Here is a 19234-nt window from a genome sequence, read left to right as displayed (position 1 = left end):
TTTTGGCAAGGAAACCATAATGTTTGATGTCACTCTGCTGATCCTGCTCGGACTGGCAGCTCTGGGATTTATCAGCCACAACACTACTGTCGCCGTCTCAATTCTGGTGCTGATTATTGTCCGCGTAACCCCGTTGAATACCTTTTTTCCCTGGATTGAAAAACAGGGACTCACCGTCGGGATTATCATTCTGACCATCGGTGTGATGGCCCCCATCGCCAGCGGAACCCTGCCGCCCTCCACATTGATCCACTCTTTTGTAAACTGGAAATCGCTGGTCGCGATTGCCGTCGGCGTTTTCGTCTCCTGGCTGGGCGGTCGCGGCGTTACGCTGATGGGAAACCAACCGCAGCTCGTCGCCGGGCTGCTGGTCGGTACGGTTCTTGGCGTTGCGCTGTTTCGCGGCGTGCCGGTCGGCCCACTGATTGCGGCGGGGCTGGTCTCTTTAATTGTGGGAAAGCAGTAACTCGCCCGTCAGATACTGGCCTGGAGTTTGTCCCAGGCCTTTTTTAAACATCGTAATGAATGCCGTGGTGGAATCATAACCCAGCATGTGCGCCGTCTGCTGTACATTACGTCCCGCTATCAGCGCTTGTAGCGCCAGAATTAATTGCAACTGATGACGCCAGCGACGAAAGCTTAGCCCCGTCTCTTTGACGACCAGCCGGGCAAGGTTACGCTCGCTCATCGCGAATACGCTGGCCCACTGCCCTAACGTATTCCATCGCGCAGGCTCCTGCGCCATTGTCTCCACCATTTGGCGAATTTTCGGATGCGCCGATACCGGTAATTGCAATTGTTCCTGCGGCTGCTGCGGCAGTTCATCAAACAACACCCGAATAAGGCGCTGCGTTGGCATTTGCGTTCTTTCGAGATCGGTTCTACGCGCCAGCGACAAAATCAACTCCCGGCATAAAGGCGAAATTTTTAACGTACAGCAACGCTCCGGCATGACGACCGCCGCAGGTTCAATAAATAAAAAGCACAGCTCCGCTCCTGCGGTCACATGATTACTGTGCGGCAGCGAGCCGGGGAGCCAGACAGCATACTGTGGGGGAACCATCCACATTGCATTTTCCACCTCGCAGGTAATCGCGCCGTGCAGAGCGAGGATCAACTGTCCCTTCCGATGTTGATGGCGAGGACTAAACAGTTCATCGTCCCTGGCGCGAATACAAAAGGCCACTGCGGCGTCGTGGTGAAGGTCGGGATCGTAACCGTCCAGTCTCAGGCCAATCATTATATTGTCCGATTTTAGCGATAAATTGTCATTTTAGCTTGATTCATCACAACAGTAAAAACTGTAAGGTATCGTCTCGCCTGACGAAATGAGAAAATGATGACGACTGCCCTTTCACCACGCGGCAAACAGGGCGCTTTCCTGATTGCCGGTATTTTGATGATAGCCACTACGCTGCGCGTAACATTTACCGGCGCTGCGCCGTTGCTGGAGACAATCCGTGCGGACTATGGTCTTTCCACCGCCCAGACAGGCCTGCTAACAACCTTGCCGCTCCTGGCGTTTGCGCTGGTTTCGCCGCTGGCGGCCGGTATTGCCCGTCGGCTTGGGATGGAACGCAGTCTGTTCGCTGCAATGCTGCTAATTTGCGCGGGTATTGCCCTCCGCTCCCTCCCCTCCGCCGCGCTGTTGTTTGCCGGAACCGCGATTATTGGTTGCGGGATCGCGCTGGGTAATGTGCTGCTACCAGGCTTGATTAAGCGCGATTTTTCACAACATGTCGCCAGACTGACGGGCGCGTATTCATTAACGATGGGCGCTGCCGCCGCGTTGGGGTCCGCGCTGGTGGTTCCGCTGGCATTACACGGTTTTGGCTGGCGCGGCGCACTGTTAATGCTGATGCTGTTTCCGCTATTGGCGTTTCTTATCTGGTTGCCGCAGTGGCGCACTACCCGCTCAGCTAACCTGAGTAGTTCCCGGGCATTACATGAACGCGGTATCTGGCGTTCACCTTTAGCCTGGCAAGTTACGCTGTTTCTGGGACTTAACTCACTGATCTATTATGTGATTATCGGCTGGTTACCGACAATACTTATCAGCCACGGTTATAGCGAAGCGCAGGCAGGATCGCTACATGGCCTGCTGCAACTGGCGACCGCCGCGCCTGGGTTAGCCATTCCGCTTATTTTGCATCGCTTTAACGATCAACGCTGGATTGCCGCGCTGGTCTCACTATTGTGCGCGGCTGGCGCGGCGGGACTTTGGTTTGTGCCGGGCCAGGCGGTCATCTGGACGCTGCTGTTCGGCTTCGGTTCAGGCGCGACGATGATCCTCGGCCTGACGTTTATCGGTCTGCGCGCCAGTTCGGCGCATCAGGCGGCGGCGCTTTCCGGCATGGCGCAGTCGGTCGGGTATTTACTGGCGGCATGTGGGCCACCAGTCATGGGAAAACTTCATGATGCCAGCGGTAGCTGGTATCTGCCACTATCAGGCGTGACGGTTCTGGCTATCGTCATGGCGATTTTCGGCCTCTACGCCGGGCGCGATCGGGAGATAGCGTCATAAATAAACCTGATGCCAACCCCTGGATGCCTGATGGTCAGGCCTGATCCATTAAAATTATTACCGCTATCCGGCAAAATGCGTCCCTTAAACGCCGGTCAGCGTGGTATATATTTAGCGGCAAAAGTACCGTAAGCGGCACTATCACAGGAGGGAAAAATGCTAATCCAGTGTAAGCGCGTCTATTTCCCGGCGGAAAAAGACGATGGTTATCGGGTGTTGGTTGACAGACTATGGCCGCGAGGCATTAAAAAAGCGGCGCTGGTCTATGATGAATGGAATAAGGCCATTACGCCGTCCACTGAATTGCGCAAAGCCTTTCATAGCGAAGTGATTGATTTTAACCACTTCGCGCAGCAATACCGGGCAGAACTCGCGCAACAACGACAAGAAGGCAAACGGCTGGCGGATATTGCCCGACACCAACCGCTGACGTTGCTATACGCCGCCAAAGATACTCGCCAGAACCATGCCATTGTGCTGGCGGAGTGGCTACGAGAACTGTGATTGTCGGACCGCCGACAGGCCTGGTTGTCTGTCCGGGGACAACGGCATCAAATGTTCTGCGCGTACCCAGGCCAGGCCGTGCTGACCATCGGCGGAGGCTACGTCGCCCGTCACTAGCCACAGCGCCCGAGGCGCTTCTTTCGGCAGTATGGTGACGTGCCCATTTAGCGGATTAATGAATTCATCGCCGGGTTGACACAGGCAAAATAGCTCAACCGACTTACCAATATTCCGCCGTCCGGCGGGCGTTTTAGCGCCAATAACTATTGCCAGAGCGCCCGGCTTTAACTGAAACATATTTTCTTGCGCCGCATGAAACTCATTATCAGATTATTCTTAATCATATCGCGTCGGACCGCAGGTTGTCACTTTTTCGTATCAGGGTGATCTCTGCGCCACAACGTCCACTCATCAATGATCTCGCCATTGGGCAATTTGCAATCGGAACGCACGCCTTGCGGGGTCTGCACCGGCATCAGCGTACCGCCTTGTTGCTCGCAGTAGACGGCTGCCGGATTAGGCATTCCGATACGCGGCGGCCTTGAGACATCGGGTTGCGACGATGAACAAGCGCTCAGCAGCAATACGCCTGGCAACGCAAGCCACGTAAATTTCATAACGGCTCCTTAAAGAGATATTTTGTCCAAGATAACCTGACGGGTACGCTATTTCCATACTTTCTGTCAGCGCTTTAGCGGGTATTTATCCCAGGTTAAGTAAGTCACAGCCCCCTCCTGTCACAAAGCAACCGACCTTTTGTCGCTGAGGGAACCCTGCTATTCTGGCCCCCCCTGAACAGTGAAGGTAATAGCATGAGAGTGGGTATCCTGTTCCCTGTCGTCATTTTCATTACGGCAATACTATTTTTGGCATGGTTTTTTATTGGCGGTTACGCCGCGCCGGGTGCATAACAATGAGGAAAACAACGATGGTGTTGATGGGCATCGCGCTAATTGCGGTGCTGGGTACAGAACTGGGCTGGTGGTAAATCCATTTTAAATAATAAAGGCTACCTGTCGTAGCCTTTATTATCTCTGGAGGTTTTGCGTTTAACTTTTGATTTTTCTGTAGATTAACAGCACGACAATCGCGCCGATCACCGCGACTGCAAAGCTGCCGAAGTTGAAACCATCCACTTTGCCGAAGCCAAAGAGCGTACTGATCCACCCTCCGACTACCGCACCAACGATCCCCAGAATGATCGTCATAAAGAATCCGCCGCCATCTTTACCTGGCATGATCCACTTAGCCAAAATACCCGCAATAAGTCCAAAAATAATCCATGAAAGAATGCCCATTTTTTCCTCACTTATGTCTTAACGTTAGCGGTTTATTTGCCGTTAAAAAGAATAGCACATCGTCAGGAAAATGAAGTTTGTGATGACTATCACCTTTTAGCGTCGTAAATAAAGACACATAAACATCAGGGTTGCATCCTTTAATGATAACGATTATCTTTATCAATACCGAGTGGTTGAGTTTATAACCCACCTGTTCGGTACGACATTGCTCACATTGCTTCCAGTATTGTTTGCCCGCCTCGCCGAGCGCGGGCTTTTTTTTTGCTAACCGCTATGTATCCCATGTTGAATCCATGGTCTTTGTCAGCCGATCTATTTTGCGTGGTACGAGGCCATCTCCAGCGCAGTATATTCATCCTGCTTGTCCTGCTGCATAAACCCAACGGTCACCATAAACAAACCGATCATAAATGGCACTTCGTACAATTCTTCAATTAAATCGGTGTAATGGGCGTTATGTAGGAATACTGGCGACAACAATCGATGATGCTCAACAGTGTCGGAAATCAGGTATGAACACGCCGTCACGGCAAACAGCCACAACGGCAGAGGAACGTCCCGCAACAGACGAACAATCTCTTTACGTAACCCGGCAGAAAACAGGACTGGCAATACCAACGCAGCAATTAATAGCACTGAAATCGTTCTGAACAGTATACGCGGCTCGTCAGGGAAATAGTCACGCCCCCAACTGGTGCTTCTACCCAGCAGTACCACCCACCAGACAACAGCCCATAGCCAAAACTGCTTTGCCCCTTCGGGACGGGAAAATGGTCGTATATACCAGGCGGTAAAGAGTGCCCCAAACAGCAACCATAACGCTTGTCCGTTTTCAATCCATCTGACCACCACGCCATTAAGCAAAGGCAATTGCCAGTCCGCCGTAAACGGAATAACCACAGCGGCAAGCGCAAGAATAAGTGCTGACGAAGTTAATCGGGTATCGAGTTTCATGATCATAAGACTCTTCTGGTTTTTAATACCCAATCATAAATTTTATGAATACGCTCTCATTAGCAAACAATGCGATATTCTTAATGTTTTCTTAATGTTTCTTTTCAACCGATGTCTGGTGTAAATAAACAGCGCTTCCCGATAAGCAAAAACCGCATCACACTGGCCACGTGCGATGCGGTTTTTGTTTTAAAAAATCACTTTATGTCAATGATATATTTCGCTATTCTTACCAACCGCAAACGTCGTGTTCGTTTTCGGTATCGTAAGAGCGCACGGTATTGACCAAATTCTTTACAATGTCTGCAGCAACTTCAGGCACCAGCAATGTCATTGGCGCTTCCGTTTCATAGTCCACGGAGACGCCGTTGCTATTATTCGTGACCGTGACGGTATAAGTGGCTTTTCCCATCATTATTCTCTCCCGGTATGAACGACTTTTCGTGAGTTTGCCCCTTCCATCAGCACTTCCGGCGCGACAAAAAAGTCGATGTTAAAATAGGTGTCGTCTGTCATGACCTCAATATTGTGCCACTTTTCCGGAGGAAAAACGCCAAACTCGCCGGCATTGATTACCATGATTTCTTCCGGCTCAGAGCAGTATTCATCAGCGTATCCGAGATATTTGACCGCCCCCTGCATCACCGAGAGGCGAGGATAAACGCCGGGTCGCGTTCCCTTATCAAGGTGGCGTTCGAAAATTCCGGCAGGCGCCGTCTCTTTGTTCCAGAATGGCGTGGAACGGGTATGGATATGGTTTTGTGGAATTTGCAGCATTTTCCTCCCTCTTCCCGCAGGTCACTCAACGATAGTCTCATCGCTGTCGTAAGAAGGTTACGCCCAAAAAACAGCATCTTAAATACCATTTATTGGTTACTCTTTTGCTGTTTTCCACGCGATAAAACGGAAAGGAGAGCAATGACCCGCCGTTGTCAGCGGGTCGATGGGGTTAAGACTGAAGCGTTGCCAGCCGGGCGGCGAACCCGACAAAAAGAAGACCAATCAAGGAATTGCCCACTTTTGCCAGTTTCTTTTTGGTACCAATATAGTGGGTTACAAAAGCGCCAGAAAGAATTAAAAAACTCAGATAGCAGAAACTGACGATTTCAAGGGTGATCGCCAAAATAAAAAATGACGCCCCGGTATGCGGCGCATTGACATCAATAAATTGCACAAAAAAGGAGACATAAAAAAGTATGGCTTTAGGATTAGTCAGGCTAAGAATTAACGCACGTTTAAAAATAGCGCCAAAAGGAACCACCGTTTCCGCTGCCGCACGCCCTTTCGAGGTCAGAGTGGCGTAAAGAATTTTTGCGCCAAGGTAAAGCAGATAAAACGCGCCGAGATAACGAACAATGTTAAACAGAACCGGCGTTGTTTTGATCAGCGTCGCCACGCCCGCATACGCCAGAAACATTAATACCGCATCGCCGATAAATACGCCGCATGCGGCAAGATATCCTCCTTTAACCCCGCGTCCCACGCTATTTTTAAGCACAAAAAGCGTATTCGGCCCGGGTACCAGAACGATAAAAATCGCCCCGACCAGGTACGTCCAATAATTCAGAACTCCATACTCCGCGAACACATTAACCTCTTCCTGAAAAGATTTACGCTTAACTGCGAAACAATATGCTAACGAATGCACCGGAAGATGGGAAGCGAAACCACGCCTCTCCAGGCCGCTATTCCGCCACGCTTATATCCAAATCACCAAAATAACGTTCTTTTATCGCTAACCAGACGCCGTTACGCTTAATTTGCTCCAGTCCCTGATTGATTAATCGTTGTGTCGCCTCATCCTCTTTACGGATACCGTAAGCCGAACCAATGCTGAATAAATGCGTATCCGTCACTGCTGAACCTTTTACTTCAAACGCCTCGCCTTGCACAGTGTGTAAAAACCCAAATTTCAGCGCAATGGCCGGACACAACGCGCCATCCAGGCGTCCGGCCACTAAGTCCAGATAAATCGACGCCATATCAGGATAGCTTTTTATCACTACCCCGGCAGGCAGCCACCAGGTATTGGCCCACGTTTCCTGAATACTTCCTTGCTCCACCGCGATATTTTTGCCCTGTAACCGCGTAACCTGCGGCAGTAAATTCACCGCTTTTCTGGCAACCAGTACCGTGGGGTCATGGTATACATAGCGGCTAAAAGCAATTGACGCCCTTCTTTTTGGCGTAACGCCAAGCGGCATGATGAAATCGACTTTTCGCGCCAGCAGTTCCGGGATCTGCGCATCAAAGCTGTTCACGACATAATGACATTTTGCATTTATGGCCTGACACAGCGCGTTTGTTATATCAATCACAAATCCCGTCGGATTGCCATGTTGATCTCTGACCTGGAGCGGAGGATTGGTTAAATCCACCCCAACACGCAGAAGTTTTGGTTCCGCGTGTCCTGCGGTTGCCAGCATGAATAAGCCTGACATGATCAGTACACTCGCTTTTCGGGGCATTACCACTTCTCGTTATGTGGGATTAACGCGCGCGTCGCACCAGAGACAATGCTGCCAACATATCACTGATATCGCTCTCATTCAGATTCGGCGCATTAAACTGCGCTCTCAGCCACACCATATCCTCGTGGCTGAAAGCGCCGACCATCAAGCGCTGGCTGATAATGATCAACAGTTGATTATCAATTTGTCGAATTCGTTGCCGGGAGGTCGACAATGTTTGTATCGGAAAGGAGGGTTCCGACCCGCTTTGCCACTGCGCTAAATAGCGGTACTGTATCGCTTTACTGGCATCCATTAGCGAACGAATAAAAGGGGCTATCGAATGCGGGTCCAGCCCGTTATTTTTCGCTTCTTCTTCAGCCTCGGCAAAAACATTTTGTTCACGCGCGAAATCCTCTATCGGTAGATGGTGTTTCATTTTATAAGCAGCCACTTCTTTCATTAATAACATGCGTTCATTGAGCGCCGTAGAGAGCGCGCCGAGCGATACCGACGTTACCGCATCAGCAAAAGTGGAACTACACATCAATAAAGAACAAAGAAAAATGGCGATATAGCGAATCATTAATCAATCTCCTTTTACGGAGACCTGACAGTAATTTACCTATATTAAGATAACATTAAGTAATTATTACATATAGGTGTTAATGATTGTTCGTTTAAATTTGGGTTACAAAAAGAACAAGCCGTTGATTCTGCTAAATCTTTACCTGCATTTAACGTGCATAAAATATACAACAAATCACATATGTGTGATGCAAGTCACATTTTTATGATTTTTTATTACAGTTTTATGATATAGGTCTAACTTTAATAGGTCACTAATTTCTCTCCCCCCGCTCAGGGAGATCGGCTTCAATTTACATCGAATATGGTGAAATATGACTACCATTACACTAGTCAATGAACAAAATAGTACTGGCAACCCTTTTTCTGCACATATGTTATGTGAACAGCGAGCTATTCAGGAAATTACTTACGAACTATTGCAATCACAGCAGCATGTCTCAAATAAGGATATTATCGCAAAACTTATTGAAAAACTGGAAACAGAAAAAGACGTAGTCCAGCTTGATATTTACCGTAACGCCTTAGAAGCCGTTTTGTTTCAGACACCTGACGACATCTAATATAAACAAGGGAGAGTTTACTCCTCCCTTGTTCGTTAATAATATGGATGCTTCAACGTGCTGCGCCTGATTTTACGTAACCGTTTGAATAAGTTTGTGGCGCGACATGCTGCATTTTATCTGGCATGTCGTGCTGCTGGTATACGGCTGACAATAATGTTAAGCCCGGGCCGTTTTTTATCTGAAGACTAAATTTACCCGATTCTTTTAAAGACTGAATAAGGTTTTCCTGAGCGGGTGTTAATGTCTCATCATGCCACAGAACAATATGCTCGAAAGCGGTTGATAAAAGATCGGGCATCGGCGCCTGCCAGGGGATGACTTCAACCCGCATACCTTCACTACAATATTTAATCGTTTCCAGCCATAGCTCAATAGGATCGTTTAGCGAAAACGCGGCAATCAGCATTGTGCCCGCCGGCGCCTTCCGTACGCTACTTAGCTGGAAGGTGGCGTATTCAATAATCGCTGTATCCAGTAATGCCTTTTCAAATCGACGCGCATCATCATCGCCAACTGACAGCCACAGCCGTAAAGGACGCAGTATTGACTCAATCACGATGACCGGCGGGATTTCCCGACCATAACGCCAGAGTAATTTTCGCAGTTTGGCAGGTTCGAATTTTCTACACTGCGCTAAAATCTCCTCCTGGTAGAATAACCATCCAGAGCGGCAATGCGTCTCTTCACCATAGAGGGCGGGCTTGATCTCTTTTAATGAGAAACCTTTGCTTAATGCGTCGATAATATGCTGTATTCTGATAACATCTTCTATGCAATAAAAACGATTGCCAGCTTCATCCTTGACGGGCTCAAGCAGACCATAGCGTTCCCAGGATCTGATATTCGCTGTTGTGACGCCACACTGCGCAGCCATTGCGCTAATACTAAAAGTAGCCATGTCTGTCTGGCCTCATGATGATGTAAGAAAGCATAGTGAACCTAAACGTCATCAGAAGCAAATCATTATTAAGCAATAGCCTTACTATTTACATGAGAAATTAGATTACTGACATTACTTATTGTAATCCAGTGCGTAAAGGCTTTAGATACCGATAGTATTTGATAGTCCAGGACCGTTCTACAACCTAATTTAGCTAAAACATGGTAGCGTACTGAGTAAATAGTTTTTAAATGCACATTTAGCTCACGGCTTATTTGTCGGATATCCATTCCTTTGACTAACATCGCCAGAACATTTTTTTCATTCGCCGTTAATCGGACTTTCTCTGGTCTGGGAAAAAATTGACCAGAACTTGCCTGAATCAGTAATTCGCGCCACTCGGAAATTGATGCATCTATTTTTATTCGATAAATAGTATGGTGTTCATCAATAAAGTTATATTCATTATGGGTAACAATCCCGATGAGCACCGTTTTAAATGCGCTTGTAATATATTGCTGTACGGTGTAGTAATCGTCGATATCAAAGATAATATAATTTACGTTGCCAACTATTATTGCGGCGTCCTTAAATATGGATTCCAGACCATAATTAAGAAACAGGTTTTCGCTCAATAGTCTTGTATCTGTCTTTAAAACAGATGATGCGGAACCAGTCATAACCACCTCAACAAAACGAGAGCCATGTGGGAATGTCCATTCCATGGCTCACATAAGATCATCTGCTTTATTCAGCGATGATAACTTATTAAGTAGTAGTTGAGGAACGCCGTTTGCGCAACCCGGCAGACGTCCTGGGGCATCTTATGTGAACTGCGTGGGGATGTGCGCTTTCGCAAAATCCACAAAGCGTACGACCGCAGGCAGCAAAATACGCCAGTCCTTTTTCTCCAGACCTAAATATTCACGCTGCGCCGCACGCAACGTAGCGGCATAATCTTCTGGCAACTGAGGTAACAGCCAGTCGGCAGCAGCATTCTTAGAGGTAAATCTCCCGGTAGAAAGGGTGTACCAGATGCGCGCCAGGGTTAAAAGGATATGGTACTCGTCTCCCTGCACATCTGCCGCAGATTGCCAAAGGTCGAGGGGATAACGCAAGGCCTTCACCAACTGCGCCGCGGGAGCCGGCGTGAACAGCCGTTCTGCGTGTTCCCCCTTTAGCGGTATACTGGCTTCCAGAATCTGGGTTATCAGTAGCACAATATCCCAGTCCTGCTGCGCTGGCTCATAAATCCCCTGACAAATGTCCTCTCTTAGCCATTCGCCAAATTGCATTTCCCGGGACGGTGGAAAACGCCAGGGAACCAGTTGCGAATAGAGCACGACAGTGACCTCCAGAGCGCGTTTTTCTGCCGACAGCCCCGACGGCGATGAAAGCGCCAGCAATTCACGCATCAGCGTTGCGCGTTGGACCTCCGTCAGCGGCTGGCATATTGTCACCAGCAGATCAATATCGCTGTTTGGCTTCAGACCGCCCGCGACAGCGGAACCATATAAATGAATAGCACGCAACGTGTCGCCTGTTACACGAGTAATCAGGCGACACGCCGCATCCGTCTGGCATTGAATAGAGGGCGGTATGGACAGGATCATCGTTACTCCGGATTGCAGATATCTTTTTATTTTGGTTGCCAGAAATATGGCATAACGGCAGAAAAAAAGCTCGCTATTCATGGCGAGCTTTTAACGTTGCAATCAGGCTTAATGATGCAGCATTTCGTCAACTACCTCATTCGCCTTTAACTGATAAGGATAATAGGTAGGCCAGTTTTCCATTTCTTGCAACAATGCCTGCTGTGAAGTATTTCCCATAAAGATATGGAAGTGACCAGATTTGCGCGGCGCAATAATATGATCGCTAAACTGAACATATTTAGGCGCTTTGCTGTTCGCATCTTTACATTCGAACAGATAGCGCACACCTTTTTTACCCGAGACGTAAGTCAGAATTTTATAGCCAGCATAATCATATTTACAGGACGCAACGTTATTGTCGCGATGAAATTCTATAACGCCATTTTCAATGCCGATAGTTTCAACATTCGTCGCGTATCCTTTGCGATAATATGCTTTAATATCCTCAAACGTTTTTCCCGGGTCTTTCTTCGCCTTTTGTCTGAATACAGGCTCCAGTTCGCCGCTGACCAGATAGGGATAGACGGATTGCCACATACCATCCCAGTCTGTGAGTGCGCGATCGCGTACATTAGCGTCATCAAACACACCCGCTGCCGCTTTTTGCTCAACCTCCGTCATCGGCGCGCCATGCCCATGATGGCCATGCGCGAAGGCAGGACTATTCACAAACAGCATTCCCAGAACTATTGTCAGTTTTTTTAAATGAATCACCAAAACGTTACCCTCATCTTTCTTAGAAAGATGTTTGTTATATTATAACATTGCTTTTATTTCAACACAAACTAAGCGACCACCGCGCAGGTGGCCTTTTTGACGTCAACTGGTCCGCCATCGAGGAATTGAACCCCGAACCTTAGAGGTAGAAGCTCTATGCTCTATCCGGTTGAGCTAATGGCGGGAGAAAAATTACGCGGCCATTTTAAGGCAGGCGTCTGCGCACTGGCTGCACGCCCGCGCACAGTTCTGGCAATGATCGTGGTCGTGCCTTGCACACTCTTCGGCGCAGGCTTTGCAGATATCTGCGCAAAGGCGGCATACTTTCTGTGAATACTCGCTTTCCAGCGCCATAAATTGCGCCGCCAGGCGACAAATGGCCGCACATTGCATATCTAACTGAATGCAATGCTTCATCATTTCGACGTTATCTTCACGCAGACAAGAAGAAGCGCAGATATCACACGCTGCGGCGCATTCATAACACTGTTCAATACACCCACGATGCTCTTGTTGCATAAGTCACTCCTTATTTTATTAAGAGGAGTAGATAAGTCTGCACAGAAACGCAGGGATAGCCAAACGGCTAACCCTCTTTTTCATACTTTTTGAACAAAATCGCTGAATAAAACAGCAATAATAAAGCTGGAAATCGGCCTCCGTGATGTGACGTCTATACTGTAATGTTCATCTGCTTTTCATCGGAGGTAAAATGGAGTATCTGGCACGACTAAATATCGTTACGATGCTGATGTCGACGACATTCTGGATCAACCTGGCGGTCGTTTTTTTCGTCACCCTCATCACATACTGGCTTATCAACTGGCTACTCAATGTGGTCTATAAAACGCTACAACGCCCGGATAAAAAGGATGATGCTCATGGGCGGCTGCGCTCCATTATTTTCGAGATGTTGAAAAAGACCAGTAAAATGCTGATCTTTTTTGCCGCATTTCTCTTTAGCCTGCGTTTTGTCGCCCTGCCCGACCGGTTATTCTCTACCCTTTCACACGCCTGGTTTTTAGTGGTTGCGATTCAAATGGCGATTTGGCTTGATCAGGGCGTACAGTCATGGATGCGTCATCTACTGTATGCCCCAGGCTCCAATAAAAACCCGGTGACGCTGGTCATTCTTGGTATGATTTTGCGCGTGCTCGTCTGGTCTATGATGCTGCTCTCCATCCTGGCGAACGTCGGCGTGGATATTACCGCGCTGGTCGCAAGCCTTGGCGTTGGCGGTATTGCTATTGCCCTGGCGGTGCAGACCGTTCTGAGCGATGTCTTCGCTTCGCTGTCGATTGGTTTCGACAAACCCTTCGAAATCGGCGATTTCGTCGTCTTTAATGATGTAGCCGGTACGATTGAACATATCGGTCTGAAAACCACTCGCATCCGAAGCCTCAGCGGCGAACAGATCGTTTGTGCGAACGCGCAGTTGTTGCAGCAAACCATACACAACTATAAACGGATGCAAACGCGTCGTATCGTATTTACTTTTGGCGTCGCCACTGCGACACCACCGGAAAAGTTACGCCTCATCGGTGATATGGTGAAAAAGATTATTACCGATGTTGGCGAAACACAATTCGACCGCGCCCATTTGTTGGCCTTTGATCAGGATCGGCTGACCTATGAGGTGGTGCATATCGTCAATACCGCGGATTACAATAAATACATGGATATTCAGCAAGAGATAAATATCCGTATTATTGAAAAATTAATTGAGAATGACATCGAACTGGCGCTGCCAAGTCTGGTCGTCAGAGCCCCCGTACAGGTTGAAGAGACCACGGACTACAGTAATACAGCTGATACAAAAGACGCAGATAAACGCGTCATCCAGTAAAAATTATGCCAACAATACCGGGAACCAATGGGTTCCCGGTGCCTTAACGGCGACTCTGCTATGCGGGGAAACGACTTGCTACTATTCCACCCGTAAATGGCGAGTACAGACCTGATCAAGCAGCGCGGACTGATGACTAATCACCAACATCCCTAATGAACGGCTGCGGCACACCTCAAGCACGTATGCCCATATTGCTTTTTGAATAGACGGATCGAGTTGCGCCGTCATTTCGTCAGCAATCAGAAAACGCGTACGCGGGTCAAGCGCGCGCAATATCGCAATACGCGCCAACTCCCCGCCTGAGAGCTGCATTGGCCGACGCGTCAGCCACTCGGGTTGCACGCACAGACGCTTCAACGTTTCCGGGTCGGGGCGCCAGGCATCACGTACAGCGTCTCCGGCGCTTCGCCAGGGATTAAACGTTAGTTCAGGATGCTGGGGGACAAGCTGCACCGGACAATACTGATGCAGGGGTAACGGGCTGCCGTCCAGCAGAATGTCGCCTGCCGTCGGCTTCTGCCATCCGGCCAGGACGCGCCCCAACGTCGTTTTCCCCGTTCCGCTTGGCGCATGAATTCCTACCCGTTCACCGGCAGAAATCGCAAACGTCAGGTTCTGCCATAAGACTTTCCCGCCCTGACGAATAACGAGGTCGCGGCAGCTCAGCATTCTACGTTCTCTCCGGTCTGCATAAATAACGAGTTGATTTCAGGCAATGCTTGCCATTGCCGTTTTAACGGCTCACTCATCTCTTCCGGCTGTAATCGTTCGCGGCGAATATTGTCCGTAATATGGCCCTGATGCAGCGCCACAATGCGATCGGCATACCGCGCCGCCAGCAGCAGGTCATGAGTCACCCACAGCACGCCGCATCCCCGCTTGCAGAGACCTCGCAAGTGCTCAAGCAACTGGTTTGCCAGTGCCGTATCAAGCCAGGCGGTGATCTCATCCGCGAGGATATAACGTGCCTGGCTGAGCGAGGCATGGCAGGCCAGAATACGTTTAGCCATCCCGCCGGAGAGCTGGCGGGGAAAGCGTTCCAGGACCGTCGGTTCAAGATCGCTTTGCTGTAATAGCTGTACCATCTGTGCCTCATCCCAGGTGCGTCCGGTCAGATGACATGCTCTGCTCAAATGTTTTTTGATATTCAGCATGGGATTAAGCGCCTGTACTCCCTGCGGCACGTAGCTAAAAGTATTCCCTCTAAGCTGCCTGATGGTATGTCTGTCCAGTTGGTTGCCATCAAGCATAATCTCACCACGAAAGCGTAAGTTTTCCGGCAACAGATCGAGCAGGCATTGCAGCAGCAGACTTTTGCCCTCCCCGCTGCCGCCAACCAATGCCACCATTTCGCCGGGCGCGATATCAAAAGAGACATTCTGTAACAACGCTGACCAGCGTCTCGCGCCATACCAGCGATAACGCGCGCTCTCCAGCGTGACCTGTCGTAAGCTCAGCATACGTCACTCCTTAGCCACAACCGCTGAACGGCGCGCGCAAACTGGTCGAAGAGCATCACCAACGTGAATAACATTAGCCCCGGAAACAGCACCAGCCACCAGTTACCATGGCTAATAAACCGTAGCGCATCCGCCAGCAACAGCCCCAGTGAAGGTTCATGCGGCGCCAGTCCAAACCCCAGAAAACTTAACGCCGCGCTGTGCAATACCGCATGAGGAAACATCAATAACGTCCCCGTCAGCCATTGCGGCAACAGCGCCGGAAGATAGTGGTATCGCCAGCAATAAAGGTGTCCATGCCCCAGACGATACGTCAATGTCAGGTAGTCACTCTGCGCTACCCGCTCCGCGTCGGCGCGCAGAATCAGCGCCAGACGGGGCCAGTGCGTTAACGCCACGGCCGCAATGACGCCGCTTTTACCACCGCCAAGCGTAAAACAGATAAGGATCAGCAAAAGTAAATGCGGCATGGCGAGCATGGCATCCGTTATCAGCCGCATCAGGAGATCCAGTCGGGTATGAATACGCGCCGCTGCCGCCATCACTAGCGCGATAACGCCGCTGCACAGCGCGGCGCCAATGCCAATTTGTAAACTGGTGAAGGCGCCCTGAAAGCAACGAAGCCATACATCGCGCCCCAGATTATCGGTGCCAAACCAGTGCTGGATATCAGGCGACAGATGCCGGGCAAGCAAATTAACCTCTGGCGGCTGGCTCAATGTGGCATAACCGTATCCGGCAATAAACAGCAGGCAGGCGACGGAGAGAATCAAACGCAGCAACGTCGGGGCAGGATTATAGAGCATCGGGACGCTCCAGCGATCGATTAAGTACCACCACAAGCCAGGCTGAAATCGTATTTCCGGCAAACACTAATAGCGTACTGAATAGGACGATCCCCATGAGCAGCGGAACATCGCCGCGCAGGCCGGCATCGATAGTGGCCTGCCCCAGCCCCGGATACGCAAAGACTTTTTCCGCCAGTAATGCCCCTCCCAGCAGCTCGCCCAGAGAAGCAAACTGTAAACAGATCGCTGGGGTGATCGCATGACGTAACACCTGATGGCGTAATAGCGACCATCCTTTATCTCCCTGAGCACGCGCAAAACGAATAAATTCGCTCTTCATCACACTGGCTATTTTTTCCCGCGTATGCAACGCGATTTGCCCCATGCCCAACAGACTCAACGCACATACCGGCAGCACAAGATGGCGTAAACGTTCCGATAACAGAGCTGTTACTGCATTATTTCCGGGTTCCCAGGCGCAACAGACAGGCAATACCGGCCAGCGGACGGCAAATAGCGCCAGCAACAGCATTGCTATCCAGAAGGTGGGCAACGATGATAATAAATAGCTGATACGGCAAATCATCTTATCCGGCCAGCGGTGGAGAAAACGTCCGGCCAGAAAACCCAGTGCCACGCCCAGGACACCAGACAATAGCCAGGCGCCTGCCAGCAGCGCGAATGACGTCGCAAAACGTTCCCGGATCACGCTGGCGACAGGCGCATTGAACAGCATGGAATAGCCCATGTCGCCCTGGAGCAGACGCCAAAACCAGTGACCGAAACGCTGCCACAGCGGCTGGTCAAGTCCCCAACGCGCCGCTATTCGCGCATATTGTTCTGGCGGCACATGGAGCAGATCGTTGCCGATATAAGCGCGAATAGGATCAACGGGCGAAAAGCTGAGCAGAATGAAGGTGCCGGCAGCCACCAGCACCAACAGGATAATCAGCCGCAAAAAATGACTGAAGAACAATTTCATTACCGGCAGGTCCAGGTCCAGTCATCAAGATTGTTTAACACCGACCAACTACCGTGGATTTCTGGCGCGCCTTTCCCCAGATCAATACAGGGGTTTGCCAGATAGGTATGCTGAATATTAAGTAGCCATGCCCATGCCGCATCGCCCTGGACGCCCGCGCCCTGCTTCCCGTCCCACTCAACCTGCTGCCAGAAAGGAATCGCCTTTTGCCAGTCAGGCGCATCTATAGCCTGTTTCAGATGTGCTTCTACCGCAGGGTTGCTGTAATAGCCTGGGTTATAATATTCCACCCCAGCGGCTTTCCCGCTGTAGTGATGGAAAAGTTCCATCGGGTCCAGACTTCCCCAGCCAAACAGAGTAGGGTTAGCGTGCATATGGCGCTCTACAGTTTCCCAGCTTCCTGATTGCAACGAGACGACAATGCCTAAAGGCTGCAACATGGCGCGCACCGCCTCGGCCAGATCCCGCCGGGTACTGTCGCCACTGGCATACCATAAGGTCAGACGCGCTTCTTTACCTGCTTTTTCACGCACGCCCGCACTGTTTATCTTCCAGCCAGCCTCATCCAGGATGGCGCGCGCTTTTGCAATATCGCCGTCGCTGAATACCACCGAAGGATTTTGCCACGGCAATCCCTGTACCGCGCTATAGGCGGGTATCGCATGGCCTTCCATCACCTGTTCCGCCAGTTGCTTACGATTAATGGCATAGTTAATTGCGCGCCTGATAGCGACATCAGCAGTCACATCGTTACCGACAGGATAGCCGTTAGCATCCTTTTTACCGGCTGGAACCATCGGGAAGACAATGCCTCGGTTTTCAACGCTATCGCGTACCCAGAGTTTAAGATTATCCTGCTGCGGGGCCACCGCCATAGAAGGGGCAATGCGCACCAGCCCCAACTGTCCGCTACGCGCAGCGGCATAGGCATTATCTTCATCCAGGAAGACAAAAACCAGCCGGTTAAAATCATTCTTTTTACCTGCATACCAGGGGTTGGCTTCAACAATCAGTTGCTGACCAGGCTGGAAACTAACCAGTCGGTACGGGCCGGCGCCTATCGGTTCGCGGGCGAACGTTTTTTCATCATAACGGCTGGCAGGAACAATCCCTAACGACCCTAATACATTCACAAAGGTGCTCTGCGGATGGCTCAGCGTCATCTCAATTCGGCGCGCATCCAGCGCTCGCGCATGACTAAAGTTGCCCATGTCAATTTTACCGCCGCTCTTCGCCGCTTTGTTATATGTAAATACGACATCTTCGGCAGTTAATGGCGAGCCATCGGAGAATTTCAGATCGGGTTTTAAGGTCAGTATCCAGGTTTTACCATCGGGGCTGGTATCCACTTTTTCCGTCAGTAAATTACCCCAACTCATATCGGCGTTTTGCTTGAGCAACGGCGCATGAAGCAATAAGTAACTGCCGTGGCTCCAGCCCAGCATAGGATCAAATCCTTCCGTTGGCTCAGGGCCAATGGCCAGCTTTAAGGTATGGCCATCTGCCGTGTCCGACGCAGCGAAAAGCGGCGAGGTGAATGCCAGAGCCATCGCGCACGTTATGAGCGCCAGTTTGCCTTTAATCATCAGTTTACCCCAGATTATGCGTTGTTTTTGTTCCTCCCGGCGAAGCGTAAACATCGGGAGGCCTCCTGAGGACGGCATTATGGCGAGCTTTTATGATGAAAAAAATGATGCAGAACAGAAAGTATGATGATCTCCTAAAAACATCATACGCAAAATGTTGATACCCACAGGGTATCAATGCAGGAAGCGTCAACGTGGATGAAAGGTCGCTTTTGGCAGGTATAAAACGAAAGAAAAATAGCGCCAGCAACACCGGGTTAATTAACGCTATCTTATTTCATCAATATTCCGTACTAAGCCTTCTCATCCTGTGCTGTACATTTTATCATCATCATTAGTCAGTACTGAAGCGTAAGAACCTATCGTAATTAGCGCCTCCTGGCTTTAAACCTAAACCATTATTAAACGAGCCGGGCATTAATGAAACTTA

The 19234-nt window shown here is 49.9% G+C and carries 26 protein-coding genes and 1 tRNA gene; 6 read left to right on the top strand and 21 right to left on the bottom strand.

Annotated elements, in window-relative coordinates:
• The first annotated feature begins 19 nt into the window (after window positions 1-19).
• On the top strand, window positions 20-466 hold the full coding sequence (locus ACE15A_RS09315; protein ID WP_023247983.1) for a DUF441 domain-containing protein: 447 nt from the start codon (window positions 20-22) through the stop codon (window positions 464-466).
• On the opposite strand, the gene ACE15A_RS09310 is transcribed toward ACE15A_RS09315, so the two are convergent.
• Window positions 446-1240 carry a helix-turn-helix transcriptional regulator gene (locus tag ACE15A_RS09310; RefSeq protein ID WP_053509451.1) on the bottom strand — a complete coding sequence of 265 codons (795 nt, stop codon included), beginning with the start codon at window positions 1238-1240 and terminating at the stop codon, window positions 446-448. The two genes, ACE15A_RS09315 and ACE15A_RS09310, sit on opposite strands and share 21 nt — an antisense overlap.
• Window positions 1241-1339: 99 nt before the next feature.
• On the opposite strand from ACE15A_RS09310, the gene ACE15A_RS09305 reads away from it, so the two are divergent.
• Both ACE15A_RS09305 and ACE15A_RS09300 read left to right on the top strand, forming a co-directional pair.
• The gene (locus tag ACE15A_RS09305) at window positions 1340-2524 is read left to right on the top strand and encodes a CynX/NimT family MFS transporter (protein ID WP_023247981.1); all 1185 of its coding nucleotides are present in this window, start codon (window positions 1340-1342) and stop codon (window positions 2522-2524) included.
• Window positions 2525-2680: 156 nt separating this feature from the next.
• Window positions 2681-3028: a DUF488 domain-containing protein gene (locus ACE15A_RS09300; RefSeq protein WP_023247980.1), complete on the top strand. Its 348-nt coding sequence runs from the start codon at window positions 2681-2683 to the stop codon at window positions 3026-3028.
• Here the strand turns inward: ACE15A_RS09300 and ACE15A_RS09295 are convergent.
• Together ACE15A_RS09295 and ACE15A_RS09290 are read right to left on the bottom strand one after the other, a co-directional pair.
• Complete coding sequence (locus tag ACE15A_RS09295) at window positions 3014-3325, bottom strand: hypothetical protein (protein ID WP_053509453.1); 312 nt, start codon at window positions 3323-3325, stop codon at window positions 3014-3016. The two genes, ACE15A_RS09300 and ACE15A_RS09295, sit on opposite strands and share 15 nt — an antisense overlap.
• A 68-nt stretch (window positions 3326-3393) precedes the next feature.
• Window positions 3394-3645: a DUF333 domain-containing protein gene (locus ACE15A_RS09290; RefSeq protein ID WP_023247978.1), complete on the bottom strand. Its 252-nt coding sequence runs from the start codon at window positions 3643-3645 to the stop codon at window positions 3394-3396.
• A 195-nt stretch (window positions 3646-3840) separates the two neighbouring features.
• On the opposite strand from ACE15A_RS09290, the gene ACE15A_RS09285 reads away from it, so the two are divergent.
• Window positions 3841-3939, top strand: coding sequence for a YoaK family small membrane protein (locus ACE15A_RS09285; protein ID WP_001589065.1), 99 nt, complete (start codon window positions 3841-3843; stop codon window positions 3937-3939).
• A gap of 138 nt (window positions 3940-4077) precedes the next feature.
• On the opposite strand, the gene ACE15A_RS09280 is transcribed toward ACE15A_RS09285, so the two are convergent.
• The 7 genes from ACE15A_RS09280 to ACE15A_RS09250 form a co-directional block, all read right to left on the bottom strand.
• Entirely contained in the window at window positions 4078-4326 is a 249-nt protein-coding gene (locus ACE15A_RS09280; protein ID WP_000512151.1) for a GlsB/YeaQ/YmgE family stress response membrane protein, read from the bottom strand.
• 315 nt (window positions 4327-4641) lie between these two features.
• On the bottom strand, window positions 4642-5283 hold the full coding sequence (locus ACE15A_RS09275) for a hypothetical protein (RefSeq protein ID WP_023247977.1): 642 nt from the start codon (window positions 5281-5283) through the stop codon (window positions 4642-4644).
• Window positions 5284-5512: 229 nt separating this feature from the next.
• The gene (locus tag ACE15A_RS09270; RefSeq protein ID WP_023247976.1) at window positions 5513-5695 is read right to left on the bottom strand and encodes a DUF1869 domain-containing protein; all 183 of its coding nucleotides are present in this window, start codon (window positions 5693-5695) and stop codon (window positions 5513-5515) included.
• A 2-nt stretch (window positions 5696-5697) separates the two neighbouring features.
• A complete protein-coding gene (yeaR, locus tag ACE15A_RS09265; protein ID WP_023247975.1) occupies window positions 5698-6060 on the bottom strand; it encodes a DUF1971 domain-containing protein YeaR in 363 nt (120 codons plus the stop codon).
• 172 nt (window positions 6061-6232) lie between these two features.
• The gene (gene leuE / locus ACE15A_RS09260) at window positions 6233-6871 is read right to left on the bottom strand and encodes a leucine efflux protein LeuE (protein WP_023247974.1); all 639 of its coding nucleotides are present in this window, start codon (window positions 6869-6871) and stop codon (window positions 6233-6235) included.
• A gap of 97 nt (window positions 6872-6968) precedes the next feature.
• Window positions 6969-7751, bottom strand: coding sequence for a transporter substrate-binding domain-containing protein (locus ACE15A_RS09255; protein WP_024149664.1), 783 nt, complete (start codon window positions 7749-7751; stop codon window positions 6969-6971).
• A gap of 22 nt (window positions 7752-7773) precedes the next feature.
• Window positions 7774-8319: a chorismate mutase gene (locus ACE15A_RS09250; RefSeq protein ID WP_023247972.1), complete on the bottom strand. Its 546-nt coding sequence runs from the start codon at window positions 8317-8319 to the stop codon at window positions 7774-7776.
• A gap of 316 nt (window positions 8320-8635) precedes the next feature.
• Here ACE15A_RS09250 and ACE15A_RS09245 point away from each other — a divergent pair, with 316 nt between their 5' ends.
• The gene (locus ACE15A_RS09245; protein ID WP_000208086.1) at window positions 8636-8884 is read left to right on the top strand and encodes a biofilm/acid-resistance regulator YmgB/AriR; all 249 of its coding nucleotides are present in this window, start codon (window positions 8636-8638) and stop codon (window positions 8882-8884) included.
• Window positions 8885-8936: 52 nt separating this feature from the next.
• Here the strand turns inward: ACE15A_RS09245 and ACE15A_RS09240 are convergent, their stop codons facing one another.
• The 6 genes from ACE15A_RS09240 to ACE15A_RS09215 form a co-directional block, all read right to left on the bottom strand.
• Window positions 8937-9785 carry a MerR family transcriptional regulator gene (locus ACE15A_RS09240; RefSeq protein ID WP_053509455.1) on the bottom strand — a complete coding sequence of 283 codons (849 nt, stop codon included), beginning with the start codon at window positions 9783-9785 and terminating at the stop codon, window positions 8937-8939.
• Between the two features lie 68 nt (window positions 9786-9853).
• A complete protein-coding gene (locus tag ACE15A_RS09235; protein ID WP_053509456.1) occupies window positions 9854-10447 on the bottom strand; it encodes a helix-turn-helix transcriptional regulator in 594 nt (197 codons plus the stop codon).
• A gap of 144 nt (window positions 10448-10591) precedes the next feature.
• Window positions 10592-11380: a cryptic aminoglycoside nucleotidyltransferase ANT(3'')/ANT(9) gene (gene aadA, locus ACE15A_RS09230; RefSeq protein ID WP_053509459.1), complete on the bottom strand. Its 789-nt coding sequence runs from the start codon at window positions 11378-11380 to the stop codon at window positions 10592-10594.
• A 108-nt stretch (window positions 11381-11488) separates the two neighbouring features.
• A complete protein-coding gene (zinT, locus tag ACE15A_RS09225) occupies window positions 11489-12136 on the bottom strand; it encodes a metal-binding protein ZinT (RefSeq protein ID WP_164984572.1) in 648 nt (215 codons plus the stop codon).
• A 110-nt stretch (window positions 12137-12246) separates the two neighbouring features.
• A tRNA-Arg gene (locus ACE15A_RS09220) sits at window positions 12247-12323 on the bottom strand.
• 8 nt (window positions 12324-12331) lie between these two features.
• Complete coding sequence (locus ACE15A_RS09215) at window positions 12332-12658, bottom strand: four-helix bundle copper-binding protein (protein ID WP_023247967.1); 327 nt, start codon at window positions 12656-12658, stop codon at window positions 12332-12334.
• 193 nt (window positions 12659-12851) lie between these two features.
• On the opposite strand from ACE15A_RS09215, the gene ACE15A_RS09210 reads away from it, so the two are divergent.
• Entirely contained in the window at window positions 12852-13985 is a 1134-nt protein-coding gene (locus ACE15A_RS09210; protein ID WP_053509464.1) for a mechanosensitive ion channel family protein, read from the top strand.
• 81 nt (window positions 13986-14066) lie between these two features.
• Here the strand turns inward: ACE15A_RS09210 and ACE15A_RS09205 are convergent, their stop codons facing one another.
• The 5 genes from ACE15A_RS09205 to ACE15A_RS09185 are packed head-to-tail and all read right to left on the bottom strand — an operon-like array spanning window position 14067 to window position 18858.
• A complete protein-coding gene (locus ACE15A_RS09205) occupies window positions 14067-14657 on the bottom strand; it encodes an ATP-binding cassette domain-containing protein (RefSeq protein WP_023247965.1) in 591 nt (196 codons plus the stop codon).
• Window positions 14651-15448: an ATP-binding cassette domain-containing protein gene (locus ACE15A_RS09200; protein ID WP_023247964.1), complete on the bottom strand. Its 798-nt coding sequence runs from the start codon at window positions 15446-15448 to the stop codon at window positions 14651-14653. The genes ACE15A_RS09205 and ACE15A_RS09200 overlap by 7 nt, the downstream gene beginning before the upstream one ends.
• The gene (locus ACE15A_RS09195; protein WP_023247963.1) at window positions 15442-16254 is read right to left on the bottom strand and encodes an ABC transporter permease; all 813 of its coding nucleotides are present in this window, start codon (window positions 16252-16254) and stop codon (window positions 15442-15444) included. Before ACE15A_RS09195 ends, ACE15A_RS09200 begins: the two co-directional genes overlap by 7 nt.
• Window positions 16244-17218 carry an ABC transporter permease gene (locus ACE15A_RS09190; RefSeq protein WP_063390369.1) on the bottom strand — a complete coding sequence of 325 codons (975 nt, stop codon included), beginning with the start codon at window positions 17216-17218 and terminating at the stop codon, window positions 16244-16246. Before ACE15A_RS09190 ends, ACE15A_RS09195 begins: the two co-directional genes overlap by 11 nt.
• Window positions 17218-18858, bottom strand: coding sequence for an ABC transporter substrate-binding protein (locus tag ACE15A_RS09185; protein ID WP_072158718.1), 1641 nt, complete (start codon window positions 18856-18858; stop codon window positions 17218-17220). Before ACE15A_RS09185 ends, ACE15A_RS09190 begins: the two co-directional genes overlap by 1 nt.
• Window positions 18859-19234 lie beyond the last annotated feature (376 nt).

It is taken from the genome of Salmonella sp. HY31 (assembly GCF_042604575.1).
Lineage (GTDB): Bacteria > Pseudomonadota > Gammaproteobacteria > Enterobacterales > Enterobacteriaceae > Salmonella > Salmonella diarizonae.
Note: the sequence above shows the minus strand (reverse complement) of the source record. Positions and strands in the feature narration are given on the sequence as shown.

Bases quoted from the DNA above. Each gene is read 5' to 3' on its own strand.
- ACE15A_RS09285 (WP_001589065.1), top strand. From the start codon at position 3,841: ATGAGAGTGGGTATCCTGTTCCCTGTCGTCATTTTCATTACGGCAATA.
- ACE15A_RS09240 (WP_053509455.1), bottom strand. From the start codon at position 9,785: ATGGCTACTTTTAGTATTAGCGCAATGGCTGCGCAGTGTGGCGTCACA.
- ACE15A_RS09310 (WP_053509451.1), bottom strand. From the start codon at position 1,240: ATGATTGGCCTGAGACTGGACGGTTACGATCCCGACCTTCACCACGAC.
- yeaR (WP_023247975.1), bottom strand. From the start codon at position 6,060: ATGCTGCAAATTCCACAAAACCATATCCATACCCGTTCCACGCCATTC.
- ACE15A_RS09250 (WP_023247972.1), bottom strand. From the start codon at position 8,319: ATGATTCGCTATATCGCCATTTTTCTTTGTTCTTTATTGATGTGTAGT.
- ACE15A_RS09195 (WP_023247963.1), bottom strand. From the start codon at position 16,254: ATGCTCTATAATCCTGCCCCGACGTTGCTGCGTTTGATTCTCTCCGTC.
- ACE15A_RS09255 (WP_024149664.1), bottom strand. From the start codon at position 7,751: ATGCCCCGAAAAGCGAGTGTACTGATCATGTCAGGCTTATTCATGCTG.
- ACE15A_RS09200 (WP_023247964.1), bottom strand. From the start codon at position 15,448: ATGCTGAGCTTACGACAGGTCACGCTGGAGAGCGCGCGTTATCGCTGG.
- ACE15A_RS09215 (WP_023247967.1), bottom strand. From the start codon at position 12,658: ATGCAACAAGAGCATCGTGGGTGTATTGAACAGTGTTATGAATGCGCC.
- ACE15A_RS09275 (WP_023247977.1), bottom strand. From the start codon at position 5,283: ATGAAACTCGATACCCGATTAACTTCGTCAGCACTTATTCTTGCGCTT.
- ACE15A_RS09280 (WP_000512151.1), bottom strand. From the start codon at position 4,326: ATGGGCATTCTTTCATGGATTATTTTTGGACTTATTGCGGGTATTTTG.
- ACE15A_RS09190 (WP_063390369.1), bottom strand. From the start codon at position 17,218: ATGAAATTGTTCTTCAGTCATTTTTTGCGGCTGATTATCCTGTTGGTG.
- ACE15A_RS09270 (WP_023247976.1), bottom strand. From the start codon at position 5,695: ATGGGAAAAGCCACTTATACCGTCACGGTCACGAATAATAGCAACGGC.
- ACE15A_RS09235 (WP_053509456.1), bottom strand. From the start codon at position 10,447: ATGACTGGTTCCGCATCATCTGTTTTAAAGACAGATACAAGACTATTG.
- ACE15A_RS09305 (WP_023247981.1), top strand. From the start codon at position 1,340: ATGACGACTGCCCTTTCACCACGCGGCAAACAGGGCGCTTTCCTGATT.
- ACE15A_RS09290 (WP_023247978.1), bottom strand. From the start codon at position 3,645: ATGAAATTTACGTGGCTTGCGTTGCCAGGCGTATTGCTGCTGAGCGCT.
- ACE15A_RS09245 (WP_000208086.1), top strand. From the start codon at position 8,636: ATGACTACCATTACACTAGTCAATGAACAAAATAGTACTGGCAACCCT.
- ACE15A_RS09205 (WP_023247965.1), bottom strand. From the start codon at position 14,657: ATGCTGAGCTGCCGCGACCTCGTTATTCGTCAGGGCGGGAAAGTCTTA.
- ACE15A_RS09185 (WP_072158718.1), bottom strand. From the start codon at position 18,858: ATGTTTACGCTTCGCCGGGAGGAACAAAAACAACGCATAATCTGGGGT.
- ACE15A_RS09300 (WP_023247980.1), top strand. From the start codon at position 2,681: ATGCTAATCCAGTGTAAGCGCGTCTATTTCCCGGCGGAAAAAGACGAT.
- aadA (WP_053509459.1), bottom strand. From the start codon at position 11,380: ATGATCCTGTCCATACCGCCCTCTATTCAATGCCAGACGGATGCGGCG.
- ACE15A_RS09210 (WP_053509464.1), top strand. From the start codon at position 12,852: ATGGAGTATCTGGCACGACTAAATATCGTTACGATGCTGATGTCGACG.
- ACE15A_RS09315 (WP_023247983.1), top strand. From the start codon at position 20: ATGTTTGATGTCACTCTGCTGATCCTGCTCGGACTGGCAGCTCTGGGA.
- ACE15A_RS09295 (WP_053509453.1), bottom strand. From the start codon at position 3,325: ATGTTTCAGTTAAAGCCGGGCGCTCTGGCAATAGTTATTGGCGCTAAA.